Raw genomic sequence first — 21453 nt, forward strand, 5'->3', positions numbered from 1 at the left:
CGACCGTGCGTGTCCGCGGGCGCCGACGCCCATCTGCCGCCTTGTATGCGGCGCGACTGCGAACGTTCTCGGCATACGAAATGCGCGGAAATTCTATAGATTTTGGAAGCGACGCCGCAACCGGTAGACACAATGGGATAAACTCTTCCCCTAGAGTGTGTTTTTCGACCGTGTGCGAGAGAGTTCGTACCAGACATGGAGGGAACCCAAGGTGAGGACATTAATCCAGGCCTTCCGAACCAAGGAACTGAGGAAGAAGATCTTCTTCGTCCTTGGCATGATCATCATTTACCGCATCGGCGCGTTCATCCCCGCCCCGGGCGTCAGCGAGCAGGCCGTGCGCCAGTGCACGGCGGGCGCCGGATCCGAGAACTTCATCGGACTGGTCAACCTGTTCTCCGGCGGCGCGATGCTCCAGCTGTCCATCTTCGCACTCGGCGTCATGCCGTACATCACCGCGTCGATCGTCATTCAGCTGCTGCGCGTCGTCATCCCGCGCTTCGAGACGCTGCACAAGGAAGGCCAGTCGGGTGAGGCGAAGCTCACGCAGTACACGCGTTACCTGACGATCGGCCTGGCGATCCTGCAGTCGACGACGATCGTCGTCACCGCGAAGTCCGGCGCACTGTTCAACTACCAGTGCCCGAATATCATCCCGGACGGCTCGATCTGGACGCTCATCGTCATGGTCCTCGTCATGACCGGCGGCACCGGCCTGATCATGTGGATGGCCGAGCTCATCACCGAGAAGGGCATCGGCCAGGGCATGTCGATCCTCATCTTCCTGTCCATCTGCTCCGGCTTCCTGCCGCAGCTGTGGCAGATCGGCTACGGCACGAACGGCTCCGACGGCGATTGGGGCAAGTTCGCGATCGTCACCGGCGTCCTGCTCGTCATCCTGGTCTTCGTCAACTACGTCGAACTCTCGCAGCGCCGCATCCCGGTGCAGTACACGCGCCGCATGATCGGCCGCAAGATGTACGGCGGCTCGTCCACCTACCTGCCGCTCAAGATCAACATGAGCGGCGTCATCCCGCCGATCTTCGCCTCGTCGATCCTCGCGATCCCGACGCTCATCGCGCAGTTCGGCAAGTCCGACGAGGGCTGGGTCCAGTGGATCAACACGAACCTCGCGAACTCGACGACGCTGTGGTACATCCTGCTGTACGCGCTGATGATCGTGTTCTTCACGTTCTTCTACACCGAGATCACGTTCAACCCGGAGGAGACCGCCGACAACATGAAGCAGTACGGCGGCTTCATCCCGGGCATCCGCGCGGGCAACGCGACGGCGCGCTACCTCAAGTACGTCATCAACCGACTCAACACCGTCGGTGCCGTCTACCTGCTCTTCGTCGCGCTGCTGCCGACCGTGCTCATCATGGCGCTCAACCTCAACACGCAGCTGCCCTTCGGCGGTACGACGATCCTGATCATCGCCGGCGTCGGCCTCGACACGCTGCGTCAGGCGAAGGCCCAGACCGAGCAGTACCAGTACGCCGGATTCCTGTTCGAGAACAACGAACACATCGAAGGCAAGTGACCGGTCCGAACCGATGATTCCCCGACACGGAGCCGCCGCGCCCACGCGCGGCGGCTCCGTGCATTCCTATGTCCGAGTATGCTTGACGTGGATTCATCCAGCAATGCGACAACGAAAGGACCACTCATGCGTCTTCTCATCATGGGACCCCAGGGCGTCGGCAAGGGCACGCAGGCCGCGCTGCTCGCCACCCACTATGACATCCCGGCGATCTCGACCGGCGACATCTTCCGCTACAACATCAAGAACAAGACCCCGCTCGGCCTCGAGGCGCTGTCCTACACGGACAAGGGCGAACTCGTGCCGGACACGCTGACGAACACGATCGTCAAGGACCGCCTAGCGATGGACGACACCGCCAATGGCTGGATCCTCGACGGTTATCCGCGCAACGCGGCGCAGGTCGAGGCCCTTGACGCGATGCTCGCCGATCTCGGCCAGTCCCTCGACGCCGTCGTCGCGCTCGAGGCGGGCCGCGACGTGCTGCTCGAGCGCATGGCCAAGCGTGCGAAGGAGCAGGGCCGCTCCGACGACACGCCGGAGGCCATCGCGAAGCGCCTCGAGACCTACGAGAAGGAGACGGCCCCGCTGCTGGACATCTACAAGGACCGCGGCCTGCTGATCACCGTTGACGGCGTCGGCGACGTCGATGCGATCTCGCAGACGATCATCGAGAAGCTCGACGCGAACGTCAAGGCGAGCTGAACGCCGGTCACGCGCACATGATGACGGCATTCTGTGCGGGTCGCCTCGGATGAAAAGGCCGCGGCGACCCGCACATCGTCGTATATCGGGACGACGCGCGCGTCGTGCGGCATGCGCGAGGAATAGCGGGGGAGCGACGTCGGTTGTGCACGGCGGGACGTGATGCGACACGCCGTATTTGAGTCTCGGAACTTTTCGTGTATTCTTGCAATTTGGTGTGTCTTCGGACACAGCAGTAAGTCGATCATCGAATGGAATCGAGACTATGGCAAAAGACGGTGTGATTGAAGTCGAAGGACGAGTCGTCGAGGCATTGCCGAACGCGATGTTCCGCGTCGAGCTGGAGAACAAGCACATCGTGCTGGCGACGATCTCGGGCAAGATGCGCAAGAACTACATCCGCATCCTGCCGCAGGATCGTGTCGTGCTTGAGATGAGCCCATACGATCTCAATCGTGGTCGGATTACGTACCGCTACAAGTAAGGTACAACCAAAGTAAGGAACAACCATGAAGGTTAGCCCAAGTGTGAAGAGGATCTGCGAGAACTGCCGTGTGATCCGTCGTCACGGCCGCGTCATGGTGATCTGCACCAACCCGCGTCACAAGCAGCGTCAGGGCTGAGCAGACACAGCGGCACACCAATCCAGGCACTAAGTCACAGTCCGCACGGACTGAACCCCGGGAGCGCAGGCCCGGGCCGGGAAACCGGGAGACTCGGTGCAAGACCTGCGTGAAACAGAAGGAATCGCAATGGCACGTCTTGCCGGAGTCGACATCCCCAATGACAAGCGCATCGAGATCGCGCTGACCTACATCTTCGGTGTGGGCCGCACTCGTGCGAAGGAAACCCTTGCCGCGACCGGAATCAATCCGGACACCCGCGTCAAGGATCTGACGGATGAGCAGCTGATCACGCTGCGTGATTACCTCGAGTCCAACTACAAGATCGAAGGCGATCTGCGTCGCGAGATCGACGCCGATATCCGTCGTAAGATTCAGATCAACTGCTACCAGGGCATGCGTCACCGTAAGGGACTCCCGGTCCGCGGACAGCGTACCAAGACCAATGCGCGTACCCGTAAGGGACCGAAGCGCACGGTCGCCGGAAAGAAGAAGGCCACCAAGTAATAGGTGAGCCCCGGGCCGCGGCCACGGCACACACCATCGCCGCGCCAAATCAACCAAGAGTTCGTTACAAGGAAACGAGGGTCAATGGCAGCTCAAAAGCAGGCTGCGCGCAAGACTCGTCGCCGCGATCGCAAGTCGATCCCGGTCGGTCAGGCGCACATCAAGTCAACGTTCAACAACACCATCATCTCCATCACCGATCCGTCCGGCGCGGTTGTGTCCTGGGCGTCCGGTGGCGACGTCGGTTTCAAGGGCTCGCGCAAGTCCACGCCGTACGCCGCTGGCATGGCAGCCGAGTCCGCGGCCCGCAAGGCCATGGAACACGGCGTCAAGAAGGTCGATGTCTTCGTCAAGGGCCCGGGTTCCGGTCGTGAGACCGCGATCCGCTCCCTGCAGTCCGCAGGCCTCGAAGTCGGTTCGATCACCGACGCGACGCCGGTGGCTTTCAATGGCGTGCGTCCTCCGAAGCGTCGCCACGTCTGAGCACTAGACCATACCATCCATAGAGCCGCTTGAGGCCGATGAGTGCACCATCGGCCGAAGCTGAAAGGATAACACAGTGCTTATCGCACAGCGTCCGACACTTACCGAGGAATCGCTCAACCCTCAGCGTTCCCGTTTCATCATCGAGCCACTCGAGCCGGGCTTCGGCTACACGCTTGGCAACTCGCTTCGCCGTACCCTCTTGAGCTCGATTCCGGGAGCGGCAGTCACGTCGGTGCGTATTTCCGGTGCCCTGCACGAGTTCACCACTCTGCCGGGAGTTGAGGAAGACGTCACTGAGATCCTGCTCAACATCAAAGGCATCGTGCTCACGAGCGAATATGACGAGCCCGTTGTCATGTATCTGCGCAAGAGCGGCAAGGGCGAAGCCACCGCCGGGGACATCACCCCGCCGGCCGGCGTCACCATCGCCAACCCGGAGATGCACATCGCGACCCTCGCCGACGACGGCGAACTCGAGATCGAGTTCACGGTCGAGCGCGGCCGCGGCTACGTCCCGGCGCAGATGAACAAGCAGGATGGTGATGAGATCGGCCGCATCCCGGTCGATTCCATCTACTCGCCGGTGCTCAAGGTGAGCTACAAGGTCGAGGCGACGCGCGTCGAACAGCGCACCGACTTCGATCGGCTCATTCTGGATGTGGAGACCAAGCCCGCCATCTCCCCGCGCGACGCCGTCGCGTCCGCGGGCTCGACGCTGGTGGAGCTCTTCGGCCTGTGCCGTGAGCTCAATACCCAGGCCGAGGGCGTCGAGGTCGGCCCCGCCCCCGTCGTGGAGGAGGCCGATCCGGAGATGGCCGTCCCGATCGAGGATCTCAACCTCACGCAGCGCAGCTACAACTGCCTCAAGCGCGAGGGCATCCACACAGTCGGCGAACTGGTCAACCACACGGAGCAGGATCTGCTCGACATCCGTAATTTCGGTATGAAGTCCATCGATGAGGTCAAGGAGAAGCTCCAGTCCCTGGGACTGTCGCTCAAGGCCTCGCCGCTCGGCTTCGATACCAGCAACCTCGAGGGTGGCACCTTCTTCTCGCCTGAGGACGAGTGAGACCGAGCCCTTTCGACACAACCACCGCTTCGCCGGTTTCGGATGTTCGGGCAGTTGCCCACCTGAGTCCGGCGGGGCATTCAAGGAGAAACAATGCCTACACCTAAGAAAGGCCCACGTCTGGCTTCCAGCCCGGCACACGAGCGCCTGATGCTCGCGAACATGGCCACCAGCCTGTTCGAGCACGGCCGTATCACGACGACGCTGCCGAAGGCCAAGCGCCTCCGTCCGCTCGCCGAGCGCCTGATCACCTTCGCGAAGCGTGGCGATCTGCACTCGCGCCGTCGTGTGATGCGCGTCATCCGCAACAAGTCCGTCGTGCACAAGCTCTTCACCGAGATCGCTGAGCAGATGGAACAGCGTGAGGGCGGCTACACCCGCATCGTCAAGATTGCGCCGCGCAAGGGCGATTCCGCTCCGGCCGCGATCATCGCGCTCGTCACCGAGCCGGTGAGCCCGAAGAAGGCCGTCGTCAAGGAAGCCGAAGCTGCGACGAAGGTCGCCGCCAAGGAAGAGGCCCCGGTTGAGGCTCCGGCCGAGACCGCGACGAACGAAGCCGAGAACGCCGAGTGAGTCCGGTCGATGACCGCACAGGGTCAGCACCTGCAGGTGCTGACCCTTTTTCTTTGCCTGCATCGCCTTCGCCCGCAGCCGTTCCGGTGCGACGGCGCCGAACGGTTCCGCGCGCTTACCCTCATGGACAAAACACCGTCCGGATCGCCTCCCGTGCGGGACAATGGGCCGTACTGGTGCAGATTGGAAAAAACAGGTATGAACGATAGTAGGCGGCATGCTCGGACGACCCCGTTGCGGGGTCGTCGTTTCGTGGCGGTGGTCGCGGCCCTCGCGATGGCCGCGGGGATGGGCCTGCCGTCCTCGGCGTATGCCATGGACACGCAGGAGGCGGAACAGGCCGCGCCGATGCAGTCGCAGCAAGGGACACAGTCCGAAACGCCGGATGAATCGCCGCAGTCGCTGCCCGAGCGCGACGGCGCGGCGTCCTCGGCGGAACCGGCCGCCGCTTCGGACGAGGGCGAAGACCCCGCACTGACGGCGACGACCTCCGACAACAAGGCGAAGCTGTATATCAGCACGAACAAGATCGGCAACTTCCCCGATCCGCCGGCAGGCATCACCGTGACCTTCACCGCCGTCGTCGAAACCGGGACGACCTATAAGGTCACCATCCCGAAATCCACGAAGAACAACGGCTTCAACGGCACCTAAACGATAGGCCCCGGTACCAAGCTGCCGGAGGACATGGGCAACGTCGTCAGAACGGAAACCGACGACGCGGTCACGTTCACGATCGGCTTCGCCTCCGGCGCGTCGGCGGCGTCGGTCGAGTTGGCGGTGGAACTGTCGGCCTGCAACAACTACCATCAGCAGAATGCGCCGATGACGATCATCAGCGAATCGACGCGCACGATCACATGGACGAGGCAGCGCGCAGGCGAGACGAAACCGACGCAGCTGCCGTCGTTGACGATCACGCAGCGCGTGCAGCCGGCGATGGCGCCGACGGTGCCCGAACGCACGTCGCCGGATCCGGATTCGGCGCCGGCGGTCAACGGCAAGACCGATTACACATATCTGTTCAACGTGAACGAGGCGGACGGCGTGCAGGACGACAGGACGATACGTCATACGCGTCCGCGCGCGTGAATTCGGCCGCCAACTACGGCACGACGATCACGATTCCGACGCCGCCGCACTTCATCCTCAACGAACAGGGCACGATGGACGCGAACAAGTTCGGTGACAAGACGACGATCAGCCAGCCGGGAGGCGAAGGACACGACATCGTCATCACCGTGCCGAAGGGCAGCGGTTCGCAAAACTGCCAGAATGCGCCGGGGTACTATCTGGTCGGGCAGATCAACGCCGACAACACCACCACGAAGCAGACCTTCACCGCGTCGGGCAACATCGTCGTCAATCAGACCTATGTGGACGTCGACGGCAAGACGCAGCACCTGATCAAACAGATTCCCGACACCTAGAGCGAACAGCTGCGTTCGACCGACCTGCAGGGACTGTGTCCGTCCTCGCAGGGGGCAATGCCTCAAAGTGACGATCGCGGGCAACAACCGCAGCAGCAACATCCTGCTCACCGACCCGAGCCATCTGACGACGCTCGCCTTCGCCGGCTTTGCGAACAACAGCACCGAAGACCTCGACAACGCCGTGATCACGCTCAATGTGCCCGACGGCTTCGACGCCACGGCGGTCGTCACGCCGTCCGACGCCACCAAGCTCAAGGGACTGACCTCGTACCGCCACGAGCTCACCTTGGCCGACGGCACGACGGTCACCTATTCGACGAAAGCCGCCGTACTGAGCTCGACGGCGGTCCCGGACACGTCATCCTATGTGGACGCGGCGCATGTCACCGACTGGGGCTCGATCCGCTCGGTGCTCATCACGATACCCGAAGTGGACAGCAGCACGATGGCCGGCCATTTCATCTTCATCCTCAACGGCATCGATCCCACGCTCGCCGTGGATGCCGGCAAAACCGAATCGGTGGAATCCGGACTGTACATCGCAGGTCTGAAGATGACGCCGCTCATCTACCGTGAAGGCGACGAACGCACGCCGACGATCACCGTCTCCGGCAGATCGACGATCACCGCGCAGTTGGCGTACGCCGACGCCTCGGGCACCGAGCATGTCGTGCCGTTGCCGAACCTGATCAGGCATCTGAAGAACAACGAGGACCTGTTCGCGAAGAGCGACTATCCGCAGACGATGGACGCGCTCAAGGCCAAGGAAGGCGGTCTGGTGCCCGCAGGCTACAAGCTGGGGCCATACGGATCGTCGGGGACACGGACGCGCACTATCCGGGCGGATATCCGGCCGGCGCCGCGCAGTGGGACATGATGGCCAGATACAACTACAACGGCAGCGTCGTGCGCTATGAGCTGACGACGGGCGGATCGGACCCGATCATGCCGGTTATCGGCGTGAACGGATTCTGGAACGTGTTCACGTTGTCCGCGCTGCTCGCCGGCATGACGCTCATCCCGGGCTGCTACGCCTTCTCCGGCGTGCGCCGGCGCCACGGACGCTGAAGACGCGGACGGCGCGTTTGCTAAGCTCGCCCTGTGACACGCTTACGAATCGATCTGGCATACAATGGCGCCGCCTTCCACGGATGGGCGGTGCAACCCCAGGGCAGGACCGTGCAGGGGACGATTGAGGAGGCCCTCGGCAGGATCCTCGGACAACGCGGCGGGAACGGCGCCTCCGGCACGCCGCGGCTGACCGTCGCCGGACGCACCGACGCCGGTGTGCATGCCTCGCATCAGGTCTGCCATCTCGACGTCGACGACGCCGCGCTCGCACGCTGCGTCGGCCATATGCGGCTCACGCCGGTGCAGGCGCTGGCGACGAGGCTGTCGCGCATGATGCCCGGCGACGTCGCCATCCACGACGTCGCCGTTGCGCCCGACGGATTCGACGCACGCTTCTCCGCGCTCGAACGCACCTACGTGTACCGCATCGCCGATGCGCGCACGCCGTGGGATCCACGGCTCAAGGACTTCGTATGGCGCACCGACCGCGAACTTGACGTCGGGCGGATGAACGCGGCCGCCGCGCTGACGCTCGGTCTGCACGACTTCGGCTCCTTCGCCATCGCGAATCCCGGGGGGACGACGATCCGCGACGTGAAGACCGCGTATTGGGCGCGGGTGCCGGCGCGGCCGCTGCTCGACACCGGCATGGGGGAGCGCTACCGCACACCGACCGCCGAGTCGGGGCTGCTGTGCTTCACGATCGTCGCCGACGCCTTCGCGCGCAACATGGTGCGTTCGCTCGTGGGCGCCTGCGTGCAGGTGGGGCTGGGCAAGCGCGGCGTCGACTGGTTCGCCGGCAAGATGGCCGCGCCGCTGCGTGAAGGATCGACCGGTCCGATCGCGCCGCAGGGACTGACGCTCGAGTACATCGAATACCCGGCCGACGATGAGCTCGCGTCGCGCGCCGAGGCGATCCGCGCCCGCCGCACGCTGCCGGAAGCCTGACGCGCGCTTGGCGTCCTGTGCGGCGTATGCGTGCGCATGTGGGACATTGCGGGGTGGTCTGGCGTCCTGCGTGGCGTATGTGTGCGCAGTGTGGGACGTCTGTGGAACTGGGACGGCATGAAAAAAGGGCTTCCGAGCGAAGCCGGAAACCCTGATGGCGGATGAGGCGAGATTCGAACTCGCGGAGGGGGTTGCCCTCACACGCTTTCGAGGCGTGCTCCTTAGACCGCTCGGACACTCATCCATTCGTTGCAATCAAGCAACTTGTTCATTATGGCACAGCTTGCGCCCACGTCAAATCCTCGGCATGTCGCGCCCGCCACGGCCGATTCCGGGGCCCAAGGAACACAGTCGGGCTTCAGCTTAGGGAAGGCTTGGGCACAGCTACGGCATGCCGTCCGCGGATTCGGTCAGCCGAACAACGCGGCGTCGGTGGACGGATAGCCAAGCGTGAAGGCCGTGTACGCATGCGTCGCGATGAGCATCGACAGCTGTGCCAATGCGGTGCGCATCTGCATGCGCCGCCCCTCGGGCATCGTTCCGTAGTCGACGTGCGCGGAGGCATCGAAGGCGGTGAGCTCGTCGCGCGCGCAGTCGATCTCGAGGACGGCGACGGTGTTCGCGCGCAGTCCGGTCGCCGGGTCGACGACGTCCGCGCTGTGCTTCGTGAGCGCTTGCGTCGCATACACTTTGCGGCGCAGGTCCTTCGCGCCGTCGGACAGATGCATGAGCCGCGACGCCGTCTCCTTGTGGTCGTTGCTCATCGCGAGCAGGGTGCCGTCCTCGGCGAGCGCCGCGGTCCGTGCGTCGTCGGCCACGCCGTCGGCGAAACGGCCGGCGATCACTTCGGTCGCGAAACCGGCGCGATCCTCGGCGAGCGCAAGCTTCGCAAGCGCGTCGCCGCCGATGCCGAGCGCGTCGACGTCGTCGAGTCTCGTGACGGTGAGCGGCTCGTAGTCGACGCCGATCGTGCCGGCGAGCGTGTATGCCGCGGCCTGTGCCTGCGCGCTGCGCAATGTGCCCTCGGCGAAACGCGCGGGACATTGGATGGCGACGTCGAGCCAGCGGTGCGATGCGTCCTCGAAGGCCATGTAGCGTGCGATCTTCGGCGCGCCCGGCTCGGCGCCGCGCGTCGATGCGTCCGTCGCCTCGCCGAGCAGCGTCTCGCAGACGTCGACGCTCCGCTCGCCTTCGGCGCGGCCTTCGACGCGCGGCGTTGAGCAGGCCGCCGCCGAGCCGACGAAGGCGCATGCGACGGCGGCGGCGATGAGCCGTGCAAGCGGCCTGCGCCACGGGCGAAGGTGCGCGGAGTGTCGGACGATCGGCGGGGCGGAAGGTGTCTGCATGAGACACTAGAGTAATGATGGACTGTGACCATAGGGCATAGCGCTCGTACATAGCTTCAGAGGAGGTCTGCATATGGAACTGGACCTGAACGGAATTCACCAGCTCGCACGCGAGCAGGACATCGATGCCGAAACCGTGGACGAGGCGCTCTCCGAGGCACTGCGCCTTGCCTATCTCAAGACTCCGCACGCCGCCAAGCACGCACGCGTCGAACTCGACCCGCGCGCCGGCAGCTTCACGATCTGGGCGCGTGACGAAATCGCCCAGGAACCCACCGAAGACAACCCGCACCCGGCGCCCGCGCTCGGCGACGAATACGACGATACGCCGAAGGACTTCGGCCGCCTCGCCGCCGCCACGGCGCGCCAGGTCATCTCCCAGCTGTTCCGCAAGGCCGAGGACGACAAGATCTTCGGCGCCTTCTCCGGACAGAAGGGCAAGCTCATCACCGGCGTCGTCCAGCAGGACGCGAAGGACACCGCCAACGTGCATGTGGCCGTCGGTGACGTCGAGGCGCTGCTGCCGCGCCGCGAGCAGGTGCCGGGCGAGCACTACCGCCACGGCGAGCGCATCCGCGTCTACGTCGTCAACGTCTCGCGCGGCCTCAAGGGACCCGAGATCATCGTGTCGCGCTCCCATCCGGAGCTCGTGCGCAGGCTCTTCGAACGCGAGGTCCCGGAGCTCGTCTCCGGCACCGTGTCCATCATGGCGATCGCGCGCGAGGCCGGCGCCCGCACGAAGGTCGCCGTGCGCGCGAACACGCAGGGCGTCAACCCGAAGGGCGCGCTGATCGGACCGGGCGGGTCGCGCGTACGCGCCGTCATGGAGAACCTCGGCCAGGAGAAGATCGACATCGTCGACTGGTCGAGCAACCCGGCGAAGTTCATCGCCGCCGCGCTGTCGCCGGCGAACGTCACCGACGTGCGCGTCGTCAGCGAGAAGAACCAGACGGCCGTCGCGTTCATCTCCGAGGACCAGCTGTCGCTCGCGATCGGCAAGGAGGGCCAGAACGCCCGCCTCGCCGCCAAGCTCACCGGATGGAAGATCGGCATCGAATCCGAGGAGGCGTACGCGCAGAAGAAGGCCGCGCAGCTCGTGCGCGCACGCGGCGAGCGCAAGGACGGCAAGACGGACGGCGGCAAGGCCTAGACCGGGCCGTTCGTCGCCCGCTTATTCCCGCCGCGCGTATCCAACGGCGGGAGTAAGCTGGGCACGAAAACTGACCGGCGCGCGTGATGCGCGACGCTCAGGACAAGAACGAGGGTGAACAACCATGGTTGCACGATGAGAAACAGAAAGCTCGCCGTGAGAAGATAGCAGCTGCGCTCGCATACGCGCGGCTGGGAAATAGGAGAAATTGAGTGCCGAAAGCACGCGTATATGAGCTCGCCAAGGAACTTGGCGTAGACAGCAAGACCGTTCTTGAAAAGCTCAAGGACATGGGCGAATTCGTCAAATCCGCCTCGTCGACCGTGGAGGCGCCGGTCGTGCGCCGCCTCAAGGCCGCATTCCCGAAGCCGGGAGAGGCGTCCCAGGAATCCAACTCGAAGAAGCCGGCCGCGAAGAAGCACAACGCCCCGAAGCCGGGCGCCCCGAAGCCATCGGCGGCCGCGCCGAAGCCGCAGGCCGCCGAAGCCGCGAAGCCTGCGGCACCGACGCCGGGGCCACGCAGCCCGCGTCCGGGCGCGAAGCCGGGTTCACGCAACGGCGGCCGCAGGAACGAGGAGCGCGAACAGCGCAATCCGCGTTCGTCGCAGCCGCGCACGAACGCACATCCGGGCCAGAACGCCGCCAAGCCGTCCCCGGGGCCGCGCAGCCCGCGTCCGGGCCAGCAGAACACCGGCAAGGGCGGCGCGCAGCAGCATGCGCCGCGCCCGGGCAACAATCCGTTCAGCCGCAAGCAGGGCATGCATACGCCGACGCCTGCGGACATCCCGCGCCCGCATCCGATGGCGCGTCCGACCGTCAACAACAACGAGAACCGCCGCGGCGGCCGTCCCGGCCCGCGCGGCGGATTCCGCGGACGTCCGGGTCCGGGCACCGGCGCGCGTCCGGGCCAGTGGGGCCAGCATCGTCAGGGACAGGGCGCCGGCAACGGCGGCCGTCCGGGCGGTAACCGCTTCGGCGGCGGCAGCGGCGGCTTCCAGCACAGCGGTCCGAGCAACGGCCCGTCGCGTGGGGGCGGCCGCGGTCGCGGCGGCGCGGCCGGCGCGTTCGGCCGTCAGGGCGGCAAGTCGTCGAAGGCTCGCAAGAACCGTCTCGCGAAGCGTCATGAGTACGAGGAGCTGAAAGCACCGGTCATCGGCGGCGTGCGCATCCCGAAGGGCAACGGCCAGACGATCCGTCTGCGCCAGGGCGCCTCGCTCGCCGACCTCGCGGAGAAGATCAACGTCAATCCGGCGGCGCTCGTCACCGTGCTGTTCCATCTCGGCGAGATGGCCACGGCGACGCAGTCGCTCGACGAGGCGACGTTCCAGATCCTCGGCGAGGAGATCGGCTGGAACATCAAGATCGTCTCCGCCGAGGAGGAGGACAAGGAGCTGCTCCAGCAGTTCGACATCGACCTCGAATCGGAGGAGCTGCAGGAGGACGAGGATCTGAAGCCGCGTCCGCCGGTCGTCACCGTCATGGGCCACGTCGACCATGGCAAGACGCGCCTGCTCGACACGATCCGCCGCACGAACGTCGTCTCCCGCGAGGCCGGCGGCATCACGCAGCGCATCGGCGCCTACCAGGTGACCGTCGACCTCGAGGGCGAGGAACGCAAGATCACGTTCCTCGACACCCCTGGCCACGAGGCCTTCACGGCGATGCGCGCCCGCGGCGCCGAACTCACCGACGTGGCGATCCTCGTCGTCGCGGCCGATGACGGCGTCATGCCGCAGACCGTCGAGGCGATCAACCACGCGCAGTCGGCGCATGTGCCGATCGTCGTCGCCGTCAACAAGATCGACGTCGAAGGCGCCAACCCGGAGAAGGTGCGCGGCCAGCTCACCGAGTTCGGCCTGATCCCGGAGGAGTACGGCGGCAACACGATGTTCGTCGACATCTCCGCGAAGCAGGGCACGAACGTCGACAAGCTGCTCGAGGCCGTGCTGCTCACCGCGGACGCGGAGCTCGACCTGCGCGCCAACCCGGACATGGATGCGCGCGGCGCGACCGTCGAGGCGAGGCTCGACAAGGGCCGCGGCGCCGTCGCGACCGTGCTCGTGCAGTCCGGCACGCTGCACATCGGCGACTCGATCGTGGCCGGCACGTCCTACGGACGCGTCCGCGCGATGCTCGACGAGAACGGCAAGAACATGGAGGCCGCGGGCCCGTCGACGCCGGTCCAGGTGCTCGGCCTGACGTCGGTCCCGACGGCGGGCGATCTGTTCCTCGTCGCCCCCGACGACCGCGCCGCGCGCCAGATCGCCGAGAAGCGCCAGGCCACCGAACGCGCCGCGCAGCTCGCGAAGCGCCGCAAGGTCGTCTCGCTCGAGGACTTCAAGAAGAAGCTCGCCGAGTCCGAGATCGACATGCTCAACATCGTCATCAAGGGCGACTCGTCCGGCTCGGTCGAGGCGCTCGAGGACTCGCTGATGAAGATCGAGGTCTCCGACGAGGTCGGCATCCAGGTGATCCACCGCGGCGTCGGCGCGATCACGCAGAACGACGTCAACCTCGCGAGCGTCGACAAGGCCGTCATCATCGGCTTCAACGTGCGCCCGAACCGTCAGGTCGCGGACCTCGCCGAGCGCGAAGGCGTCGAGATCAAGTACTACTCGGTCATCTACAAGGCGATCGAGGACATCGAGGCCTCGCTCAAGGGCATGCTCAAGCCGGAGTACGAGGAGGTCACGACCTCGCATTCAGAGATCCGCGAGATCTTCCGCTCGTCGAAGTTCGGCAACATCGCCGGCGTCATGGTCCTTGACGGCGAAGTCAAGCGCGGTACGAAGGCTCGCATCCTGCGCGACGGCGTCGCGACCGTCAACGACCTCGAGATCTCGTCGCTGCGCCGCTTCAAGGACGACGTCAAGTCGGTCACCGAAGGCTACGAGGCCGGCATCAACCTCGGCTCGTTCAACGACATCGAGATCGGCGACATCATCGAGACCTTCGAGATGCGCGAGATCGAACGCAAGTAGCCGGACGGCATCGCCGCCCCGACGGCACGCTCGGATGGAAACGCCCATGGCCCTTCGGCTATGGGCGTTTCCCGTTGCGCGTGACATTCGGGTACGCTGTACTCTAGCGCAGGCCGGCATCAGGCACGGCAGTCAAGGAAAGAAGAACCCATGCAGTCAACCAATCCGCGCGCCGCACGCATCGCGGCGCTCATCCAGCGCGTCATCGCATCGAACATGGAGTCGGCGCTGCACGACAAGCGCCTCAAGAACGTGACGATCACCGACGTCCACGTCACCAACGACCTGCAGATCGCGAAGGTCTACTGGACGACGCTGTCGCACACCGGCAACGACGACGGCGAACGCAAGCGCGCACGCACCGCGCTCAACCAGGCGAAGGGACGCCTGCGTTCGCTCGTCGGCGCGAAGGCGGGGCTGAGGCTCACGCCGCAGCTCGAGTTCGTCTTCGACGAGGTGCCCGGCGAGGCGCACGAGATCGAGGACATCCTCGTCACCGCGCGCAAGCGCGACGAGGAACTCGCGAGGATGCGCGCGAACGCGCAGTACGCCGGCGACGCCGACCCGTACCGCCACGACGACTTCGAGCAGGAGGACCTCGCCGGCGTCTCCGAGGCCGCGACCGAACGCGCGCTCGACGACGAGGAGCACCGCGACAAGGACGACTACACCGAATACGACGGCGACGTCGTCGAGGTCGAGGAACTCGAGGACTTCGACGACGACGAGGACGACGTGCCGACGACGGCCGCGCAGGACGCGGCGTCGACGCGTCCGGACTCGACGGTCGACGAGACGCAGGACTGAGCCGGTGGGTGCGCAGGACGGCACGCTCAACGGTCTGTTCGTCGTCGACAAGCCGCAGGGCGTGACGAGCCACGACATCGTCGGCGCCGTGCGCGCGGCCGTGCACATGCGCCGCGTCGGCCACGCCGGCACGCTTGACCCGATGGCCACCGGCGTGCTCGTCGTCGGCGTCGGCAACGCGACGCGGCTGCTCAACGTCATCGTCGACCATACGAAGACCTACGCGGCGACGATCCGATTCGGCCAGCGCACGACGACCGACGACGCCGACGGCGCGCTCGTCGACATGCCGCGCGCGGCCGCATTGCCGGACGTCGGCATGATCCGCGACGTTGTTTCACAGAAGTTTCACGGCACGATCGAGCAGGTGCCGAACGCCTATTCGGCAATCAAGGTGCACGGACGGCGCGCCTACGATCTCGCGCGCGCCGGCGAACACGTCGAACTCGAGGCGCGGCCGGTCACGATCAGCCGCTTCGACGTGGGCGATGCGCGCCCGGCCGCGGCCGCGAACGGCGACGCCGTGCTCGACGTCGACGTGACGGTGACCTGCTCGGCCGGCACCTACATCCGCGCGCTCGCACGCGACCTCGGCGAGGCCTTCGGCTGCGGCGCGCATCTGACGCGGCTGCGCAGGCTCGCCGTCGGCGGCTTCACCGTCGACGACCCGCACGTCGTGACCGCGCACACCGAGACGCGCGAGTACACGAAACGCGACGGCGAACGGGTGACGCGCGCACGCGCCGTGCTCGACGTGCCCGCCGACGACATGGCGGCGCATCTGATCCCGATGGTCGACGCGGTGCGCGAGGCGATGCCGACGGTCGCCGTCAGCCGCGACGAGGCGTGCGACCTGCGCTACGGACGGTGGATCGCCGGACACGTCGACGGCACGAGCGCGGCGGTCGTCGAGGACGACGGCGACGTCGTCGCGATCGTCGAACAGGCGAACGGGAAGACCATCAGGCCGACCGCCGTGTTCCCGGCGGCACGGTGAGGTCGCGGAGCGGCGAACAGGCAACAGGAGGAAAGCAATGAACATCATTCGGCTCGAACCGGACGAGGGCGGCAACGTCGCATGGCCGACGCTGAGCACGTCCAGAAAATCGGTCGTCACCGTCGGCGTCTTCGACGGCGTGCACCGCGGACACCAGGCCGTCATCCGACGCACCGTCGAACTCGCGAAGGCGCACAACAGCTTCGCCGTCGTCGTCATGTTCGACCCGCGGCCCGCCTTCGTGCACACATACGCGAAGACGCACGCCGGCATCGGCGTGCCCGACGGCGTGCACGACGCGCAGGCGATCAGCGGCGTCGACGAACGGCTGCGGATGATGGACGAACTCGGCGTCGACTACGTGCTCATCGTCCACTACGACCTCGCGTTCGCCGCGAAGTCGTTCCGTTTCTTCCTCGGCCGCCTCGTCGGCAAGGTCGGCATGCGCACGCTCGTGCTCGGACAGGACGCGCGCATGGGCGCCGGCCTCGAAGGCGACGTGAAGAAGATCGGGACGCTTGCGCAGGCGACCGGCGTGTTCGAACTCGACGTCGTCGTCGACAACGGCGGCCATGTGCGCGTGCCCGCCGACTTTACGCCGCAGGCGCCCGAACGGCCGGGGGAGCCCTCCGACCCGCTCGAGGGGATGAGCAAAGCGGAGCGGCGCGCCTGGAGCAAGCGCGTCAACGCGCGCGAGGTGCGCGAACTGAGCTCGACGAACGTGCGCTGGCTGCTCAGCCAGGGGCGGGTCGCCGACGCGAACCGCATCCTCGGCCATCTGCACGGCGTCGAAGGCACGGTGACGCACGGCGAGGAGCGCGGACGCACGATCGGGTTCCCGACGGCGAATCTCGTCGCGCCGATCGACGGCTACCTGCCCGTTGACGGCGTGTACGCGGGATGGCTCATCGACCTCGGCAGCGAGGAGGCGTACGCGCAGTCGCAGCGCCCCTTCGGCGACCTCGACGGCGGCGGCGTTGCGTCGATCGCGCAGCCGTACACCTCCGGCGGCGTCGAAAGCCGCCTCGCGCCGCATTCGCCGTACCGCTGGCCGGCGGCGATCTCGATCGGCCGCAAGCCGACCTTCAACGAGGACAGCGGCCACGACGAGCGCGTCCTCGAAGCCTACGCCGTCACCGACGACTGGCTCGAACTCTACGGCCACCGCGTGCGCGTCGAATTCGCGCGCTTCCTGCGCCCGCAGATCAAGTTCGACTCCGCGCAGGCGCTCGTCGACGAACTCAAGCGCAACGCCGACGAGACACTGAAGGTCGTCGGCGCATAGCCGACACCCGCCGCGTCATTTGCCGCGCTTCGTCAGTTTGAGCGCGTCGAGCGCGTCGCGCAGCGAGCGCACCTCGACGATGCGCAGCCCCGGAATCGACACCGAAGTGCGCATCGGCGGCACGAGCGCCGTCGTGAACCCCAGGCGCGCCGCCTCGCGCAGCCGGTGTTCGAGACGAGGCACCGGACGCACCTGGCCGGTCAACGAGATCTCGCCGACCGCGCAGGTCGAGCGCGCGATCGGCGTGGACGTCGCCGCGCTCGCGAGCGCCGCGACGATCGCTAGGTCGCAGCTCGGCTCCTTCGCGACGCCGCCGGCGATCGTCGAGATGTACAGATCGTTGCTCAGCAACGACAGGCCGCCGTGCCGGTAGAGGACGGCGACGAGCATCGCGATGCGGTTCGAGTCGACGCCGTTGACGGCGCGCCGGGGTGTCGGCAGCACCGAGTTCGTGACGAGCGCCTGCACCTCCACCGGCAGCGAACGGTGGCCGTCGAGCGTGAACGTGACGCAGGTGCCGTCGACGGGCGTCTCGTTCGACGACAGGAACAGGCCGGCCGGGTCGGCGACCTCCTCGATGCCGACGCCGCTCATGTCGAAGCAGCCGACCTCGTCTGTCGGGCCGAAACGGTTCTTCACGGCGCGCAGCAGCCGCAACGCCGTCTGCGGCTCGCCCTCGAACTGGCAGACGACGTCGACGAGATGCTCAAGCGTGCGCGGGCCGGCGATCGAGCCGTCCTTCGTGACATGGCCGACGAGCAGCACCGGCACGTCGAGCGACTTCGCCGTGTCGATGAGCGCGCTCGCGACCTCGCGCACCTGCGTGGAGCCGCCGGAGATGCCGTCGACGTCTTGGGAGACGATCGTCTGCGCCGAGTCGACGATCGCGAGCGCCGGCCTGTGCTGTTCGATGAGTCCGAGCGCGGTCGCGAGGTCGGTCGTCGAGGCGAGCAGCAGGTTCGGCTTGACGGCGTTGATGCGCGACGCGCGCAGCCGCACCTGCGCCTGCGACTCCTCGCCGGAGATGTACAGGACGTTGCCGGACGGCGTGTTGCGTGCGATGTTGCCGGCTGTCTCCAGCAGCAGCGTGGATTTGCCGATGCCGGGTTCGCCGGCGATGAGCACGACCGAGCCGGGGACGATGCCGCCGCCGAGCACGCGGTCGAATTCGCCGAAGCCGGTGGGCACGCGGGTGACGGACGCCGTGTCGACGTCGGTGATCGGCTGGGCGGCGCTTAATGCGACCGCCGTCGGCGTCGTGCGCGACGTGCGGCCGGGTGCGGCCGTGCGCGACGTGGACGCGGCGGGACGCGTCTCGTGGAACTCCTCGATCGTGCCCCACTGGCCGCATTCGGGGCAGCGGCCGAACCATTTCGCGCCGGTCCATCCACACTCGGTGCATACGTAACTCACATTGCTTTTCGCCATATGCAGCAACCTAGCTGCCTTCATGCGCGCGTGCAAGGGTGCGGGCGCGCCTGATTGGCGCTCGTGCAGAGGCCGTCTGGCGCGCCGTCTGCGCCGCTGCGCGATCTATGTCGACTGCTGCGCGATCAGGAGCATCGCCCCGGTGCCGTGCTGCATGCGCATAACTCGATATTTCGGGTCGATTGCAGAGTGATGCGCCGGCCGGGTGATGGTCGAACGGCCGCCCGCGACGAAAGTGCACGCATATGCACATCATGACCGTCGAAGCGATCGTCATCGCACGGTATCGCACGGTATCGCACAGCCGTGCCGCATGATGGGGAAGGGAATCGACGGGTGCCGTCGCATGACTCGACAGTTCGGGCCAATTCCCGAGTTATGCGGCAGGGTTCGGTGGGACTGGACACGGCGGGTATGGCGGCGGGGTTCGGTGGGACTGGGCACGGCGGCGTCTGCGCATCGCGCACACGGTCAGAAGGCTGTGCCAAGATGGGCCACATGGCAGTCAGTTCCGGCAAGCAGCAGCAGACGCAGACCTCATCGACGGCGCACAAGGCGCGCATCGTCGTGTTCGCGGCCGCCGCCATCGTCGTGCTCGCGATCCTCAGCGCATTCGCATGGCCCGGCTGGGCGGTGCGCCATGTGCCGGAGCCGATGGACGTGCCGACGGCGGTCGCCTCGGCGAAGCCGACGATCGACGCGAAGGCGCTGCCGGCGAACGCGTCGGAACTGCTCAAGGCGATGCCCGAGCACGTCTCGAACTTCGCGCGCACCGACGCGCAGGCCACCGACGAATGGGACGCCTCGTCGCCGCTCGAGGAGTACCGGCTCGTCTATTCGACCGGCGACGAAGCCAAGGACGTGCAGGTCGTCGTCGGGCAGTGGGCGAGCGAGGAGGAGGCGCTCACGCAGTACAACGCGCTCACCAAGCTGCTTGAAGGCGACGAGATCGCCGCCGGCAGCGTCAAGGTCAACGGCGCGAACACCGGCGCCTACGTCGTCAACGCCGACAAGGGCGACGACGCGAAGGAGGTCGCCGTGTGGCGCAACAACACCGTGTGCGTGCGGCTCAGCGGACCGAAGAGCTCCGTCGATACCGTGTTCAAGCTGTTCCCGCTGTGAGCGCAGCGCGCGCCGACTCGCCAAAGTCGGATGAACGGTGTAGTGTTAGGCAAGTTGCAAACTTTCAAGTAAGGAACGGAGGCTGACGATGGGCTCGGTCATCAAGAAGCGCCGCAAGCGGATGAGCAAGAAGAAGCACCGCAAACTGCTGCGTAAGACTCGCCACCAGCGCAAGTAGTCTTACCGCGCTATACAGCGTTACCGCGATCCCGCGGCCATGCACGATCCTCGTGCGGGCCGCGGGATCGGTTTTTCACGGCGTGTTCCACGATATGTCCTGCGGTGCGACGGCGCACCGTGCGGGTACATTGGAAGCCATGACGATCACAGTTTCCACAGACGGTTCCGCACTCGGCAATCCCAACGGCCCGATGGGCTGGGCGTGGGCGGACCATCCGACGCATGAGACGCGCGGCCACGCGCACGGCGGCGACTGCGACGCCGGCGGCGCGACGAACGGCACGAACCAGATCGGCGAGCTGTGCGCCGTGCTCGAGGCGCTGCGCACGCATCCCGGCGACGAGGAGCTCGTCATCGAGACCGATTCGCAGTACGCGATCAACTGCTCGACGAAATGGGTGCACGGCTGGAAGAGGAACGGCTGGAAGAACTCGAAGAAGGAGCCGGTGAAGAACGCGGAGCTCATCCGCGCGATCGACGACGAGATCCACCGCCGCAAGGGACGTGTCCGCTTCGTCTGGGTCAAGGGACACGCCGGCAACGCCGGCAACGAGAAGGTCGACGAGCTCGCGCGCACCTACGCCGGCGACTGCCGTTCATCGGTGCGCGACGGCTACCTGCCGAAGGAGGGATGGCAGTCTCTGCTCGCGTCGTCCTACGCGCGTGGCCTCGACGTGCCGCTCGATGCGCGGATGCTGCTCGACGGCGGACTGTCGGCGGACGACTACCGGCGCACGCGCTGCATCGGCGTCGACGGCGACGCGGACGGCCCAGAGACGACGGACGCCGACGGCGTCGTCGACACCGACGAGCGCGCCGTGCGCGAGGCGGACGCGGCATCGGCGCGCGCCGCCGTCGACGATGCGCGGAACGCTGAAAACGCGCATGAAGCGCCGGCCGTGCACGACGACGTTGCGCCGGACGAGGAATCGACGGTGCATGACACTGCGCAGTCCGCACAGTCCACGTCGTCCCCGGCGGACGCGGCGCACACGACGTCGCCGGAGCCGCTGCTGCGGCACAGCGGACTGCATGTGCACGGGACGGTCACGTTCACGCCGCCGCCGTCGTCGAGCCCCCACTACGACGGCCGCCCGCGCGCGATACGCGGCTACATCGAGGTCGAGGGCACCGTCGACGGCGACGGCACGATCACGCTCGACGGCGCGTCGTTCCTCGTCCACCGTCCGCGCTGACGG

The 21453-nt window shown here is 66.4% G+C and carries 23 protein-coding genes, 1 tRNA gene and 2 pseudogenes; 23 read left to right on the top strand and 3 right to left on the bottom strand.

Going from position 1 to position 21453, the window contains the following annotated elements:
• Positions 1-211: 211 nt before the first annotated feature.
• The 14 genes from secY to BcFMB_RS04605 all read left to right on the top strand — a co-directional run bounded on the left by secY (position 212) and on the right by BcFMB_RS04605 (position 8958).
• The gene (gene secY / locus BcFMB_RS04540) at positions 212-1543 is read left to right on the top strand and encodes a preprotein translocase subunit SecY (protein WP_024540957.1); all 1332 of its coding nucleotides are present in this window, start codon (positions 212-214) and stop codon (positions 1541-1543) included.
• Positions 1544-1669: 126 nt separating this feature from the next.
• Positions 1670-2248 carry an adenylate kinase gene (locus BcFMB_RS04545; RefSeq protein ID WP_024540956.1) on the top strand — a complete coding sequence of 193 codons (579 nt, stop codon included), beginning with the start codon at positions 1670-1672 and terminating at the stop codon, positions 2246-2248.
• 265 nt (positions 2249-2513) lie between these two features.
• A complete protein-coding gene (infA, locus tag BcFMB_RS04550; protein ID WP_004268611.1) occupies positions 2514-2732 on the top strand; it encodes a translation initiation factor IF-1 in 219 nt (72 codons plus the stop codon).
• Positions 2733-2757: 25 nt separating this feature from the next.
• Positions 2758-2871, top strand: coding sequence for a 50S ribosomal protein L36 (gene rpmJ / locus BcFMB_RS04555; RefSeq protein WP_003814578.1), 114 nt, complete (start codon positions 2758-2760; stop codon positions 2869-2871).
• A 129-nt stretch (positions 2872-3000) separates the two neighbouring features.
• On the top strand, positions 3001-3378 hold the full coding sequence (rpsM, locus tag BcFMB_RS04560; protein WP_024540955.1) for a 30S ribosomal protein S13: 378 nt from the start codon (positions 3001-3003) through the stop codon (positions 3376-3378).
• A gap of 84 nt (positions 3379-3462) precedes the next feature.
• Positions 3463-3861 (top strand): 30S ribosomal protein S11, encoded by a 399-nt coding sequence (rpsK, locus tag BcFMB_RS04565; protein WP_024540954.1) that lies wholly within the window; start codon positions 3463-3465, stop codon positions 3859-3861.
• A 76-nt stretch (positions 3862-3937) separates the two neighbouring features.
• Positions 3938-4933 (top strand): DNA-directed RNA polymerase subunit alpha, encoded by a 996-nt coding sequence (locus BcFMB_RS04570; protein ID WP_024540953.1) that lies wholly within the window; start codon positions 3938-3940, stop codon positions 4931-4933.
• 93 nt (positions 4934-5026) lie between these two features.
• Positions 5027-5506 carry a 50S ribosomal protein L17 gene (rplQ, locus tag BcFMB_RS04575; RefSeq protein ID WP_024540952.1) on the top strand — a complete coding sequence of 160 codons (480 nt, stop codon included), beginning with the start codon at positions 5027-5029 and terminating at the stop codon, positions 5504-5506.
• Between the two features lie 9 nt (positions 5507-5515).
• Positions 5516-6160 (top strand): carbohydrate-binding protein, encoded by a 645-nt coding sequence (locus BcFMB_RS09525; RefSeq protein ID WP_157775098.1) that lies wholly within the window; start codon positions 5516-5518, stop codon positions 6158-6160.
• 33 nt (positions 6161-6193) lie between these two features.
• Positions 6194-6598, top strand: coding sequence for a hypothetical protein (locus BcFMB_RS04585; RefSeq protein WP_024540950.1), 405 nt, complete (start codon positions 6194-6196; stop codon positions 6596-6598).
• Positions 6595-6936: a hypothetical protein gene (locus BcFMB_RS04590; protein ID WP_024540949.1), complete on the top strand. Its 342-nt coding sequence runs from the start codon at positions 6595-6597 to the stop codon at positions 6934-6936. Before BcFMB_RS04585 ends, BcFMB_RS04590 begins: the two co-directional genes overlap by 4 nt.
• Before the next feature lie 67 nt (positions 6937-7003).
• Entirely contained in the window at positions 7004-7816 is an 813-nt protein-coding gene (locus tag BcFMB_RS04595) for a hypothetical protein (protein WP_024540948.1), read from the top strand.
• Positions 7813-8007 carry a hypothetical protein gene (locus tag BcFMB_RS04600; RefSeq protein WP_157775100.1) on the top strand — a complete coding sequence of 65 codons (195 nt, stop codon included), beginning with the start codon at positions 7813-7815 and terminating at the stop codon, positions 8005-8007. Before BcFMB_RS04595 ends, BcFMB_RS04600 begins: the two co-directional genes overlap by 4 nt.
• A gap of 33 nt (positions 8008-8040) precedes the next feature.
• Entirely contained in the window at positions 8041-8958 is a 918-nt protein-coding gene (locus tag BcFMB_RS04605) for a tRNA pseudouridine synthase A (RefSeq protein WP_024540946.1), read from the top strand.
• A 155-nt stretch (positions 8959-9113) separates the two neighbouring features.
• On the opposite strand, the gene BcFMB_RS04610 is transcribed toward BcFMB_RS04605, so the two are convergent.
• Both BcFMB_RS04610 and BcFMB_RS04615 read right to left on the bottom strand, forming a co-directional pair.
• Positions 9114-9202: transfer RNA gene (locus BcFMB_RS04610), tRNA-Ser, on the bottom strand.
• A gap of 166 nt (positions 9203-9368) precedes the next feature.
• Positions 9369-10304 carry a hypothetical protein gene (locus tag BcFMB_RS04615; RefSeq protein WP_232513743.1) on the bottom strand — a complete coding sequence of 312 codons (936 nt, stop codon included), beginning with the start codon at positions 10302-10304 and terminating at the stop codon, positions 9369-9371.
• Between the two features lie 73 nt (positions 10305-10377).
• Between BcFMB_RS04615 and nusA the strand changes: the two genes are divergently transcribed.
• The 6 genes and pseudogenes from nusA to BcFMB_RS04640 all read left to right on the top strand — a co-directional run bounded on the left by nusA (position 10378) and on the right by BcFMB_RS04640 (position 17524).
• The gene (nusA, locus tag BcFMB_RS04620) at positions 10378-11454 is read left to right on the top strand and encodes a transcription termination factor NusA (RefSeq protein ID WP_099721153.1); all 1077 of its coding nucleotides are present in this window, start codon (positions 10378-10380) and stop codon (positions 11452-11454) included.
• Positions 11455-11666: 212 nt separating this feature from the next.
• Positions 11667-11816, top strand: a pseudogene (locus tag BcFMB_RS10060) (translation initiation factor IF-2 N-terminal domain-containing protein); the annotation flags it as partial.
• Positions 11817-12167: 351 nt separating this feature from the next.
• A pseudogene (gene infB, locus BcFMB_RS04625) lies at positions 12168-14435 on the top strand (translation initiation factor IF-2); the annotation flags it as partial.
• A gap of 150 nt (positions 14436-14585) precedes the next feature.
• Positions 14586-15242, top strand: a complete 657-nt coding sequence (gene rbfA, locus BcFMB_RS04630; protein WP_099721154.1) for a 30S ribosome-binding factor RbfA — start codon at positions 14586-14588, stop codon at positions 15240-15242.
• Between the two features lie 4 nt (positions 15243-15246).
• Entirely contained in the window at positions 15247-16239 is a 993-nt protein-coding gene (truB, locus tag BcFMB_RS04635) for a tRNA pseudouridine(55) synthase TruB (RefSeq protein ID WP_232513744.1), read from the top strand.
• A 37-nt stretch (positions 16240-16276) separates the two neighbouring features.
• Positions 16277-17524, top strand: coding sequence for a riboflavin kinase (locus BcFMB_RS04640; protein WP_099721155.1), 1248 nt, complete (start codon positions 16277-16279; stop codon positions 17522-17524).
• Positions 17525-17539: 15 nt separating this feature from the next.
• Here BcFMB_RS04640 and radA read toward each other — a convergent pair whose 3' ends face one another.
• A complete protein-coding gene (gene radA / locus BcFMB_RS04645; protein WP_099721156.1) occupies positions 17540-18952 on the bottom strand; it encodes a DNA repair protein RadA in 1413 nt (470 codons plus the stop codon).
• Between the two features lie 498 nt (positions 18953-19450).
• Between radA and BcFMB_RS04650 the strand changes: the two genes are divergently transcribed.
• From BcFMB_RS04650 to BcFMB_RS04660, 3 genes are all read left to right on the top strand, one after another.
• Complete coding sequence (locus BcFMB_RS04650) at positions 19451-20074, top strand: hypothetical protein (protein ID WP_029675469.1); 624 nt, start codon at positions 19451-19453, stop codon at positions 20072-20074.
• A gap of 88 nt (positions 20075-20162) precedes the next feature.
• The gene (locus BcFMB_RS04655) at positions 20163-20252 is read left to right on the top strand and encodes a 30S ribosomal protein bS22 (protein ID WP_004268639.1); all 90 of its coding nucleotides are present in this window, start codon (positions 20163-20165) and stop codon (positions 20250-20252) included.
• A 139-nt stretch (positions 20253-20391) separates the two neighbouring features.
• Complete coding sequence (locus BcFMB_RS04660) at positions 20392-21450, top strand: ribonuclease H family protein (protein ID WP_099721157.1); 1059 nt, start codon at positions 20392-20394, stop codon at positions 21448-21450.
• Positions 21451-21453 lie beyond the last annotated feature (3 nt).

It is taken from the genome of Bifidobacterium choerinum (genome assembly GCF_002761235.1).
Taxonomy (GTDB): Bacteria; Actinomycetota; Actinomycetes; order Actinomycetales; family Bifidobacteriaceae; genus Bifidobacterium; species Bifidobacterium choerinum.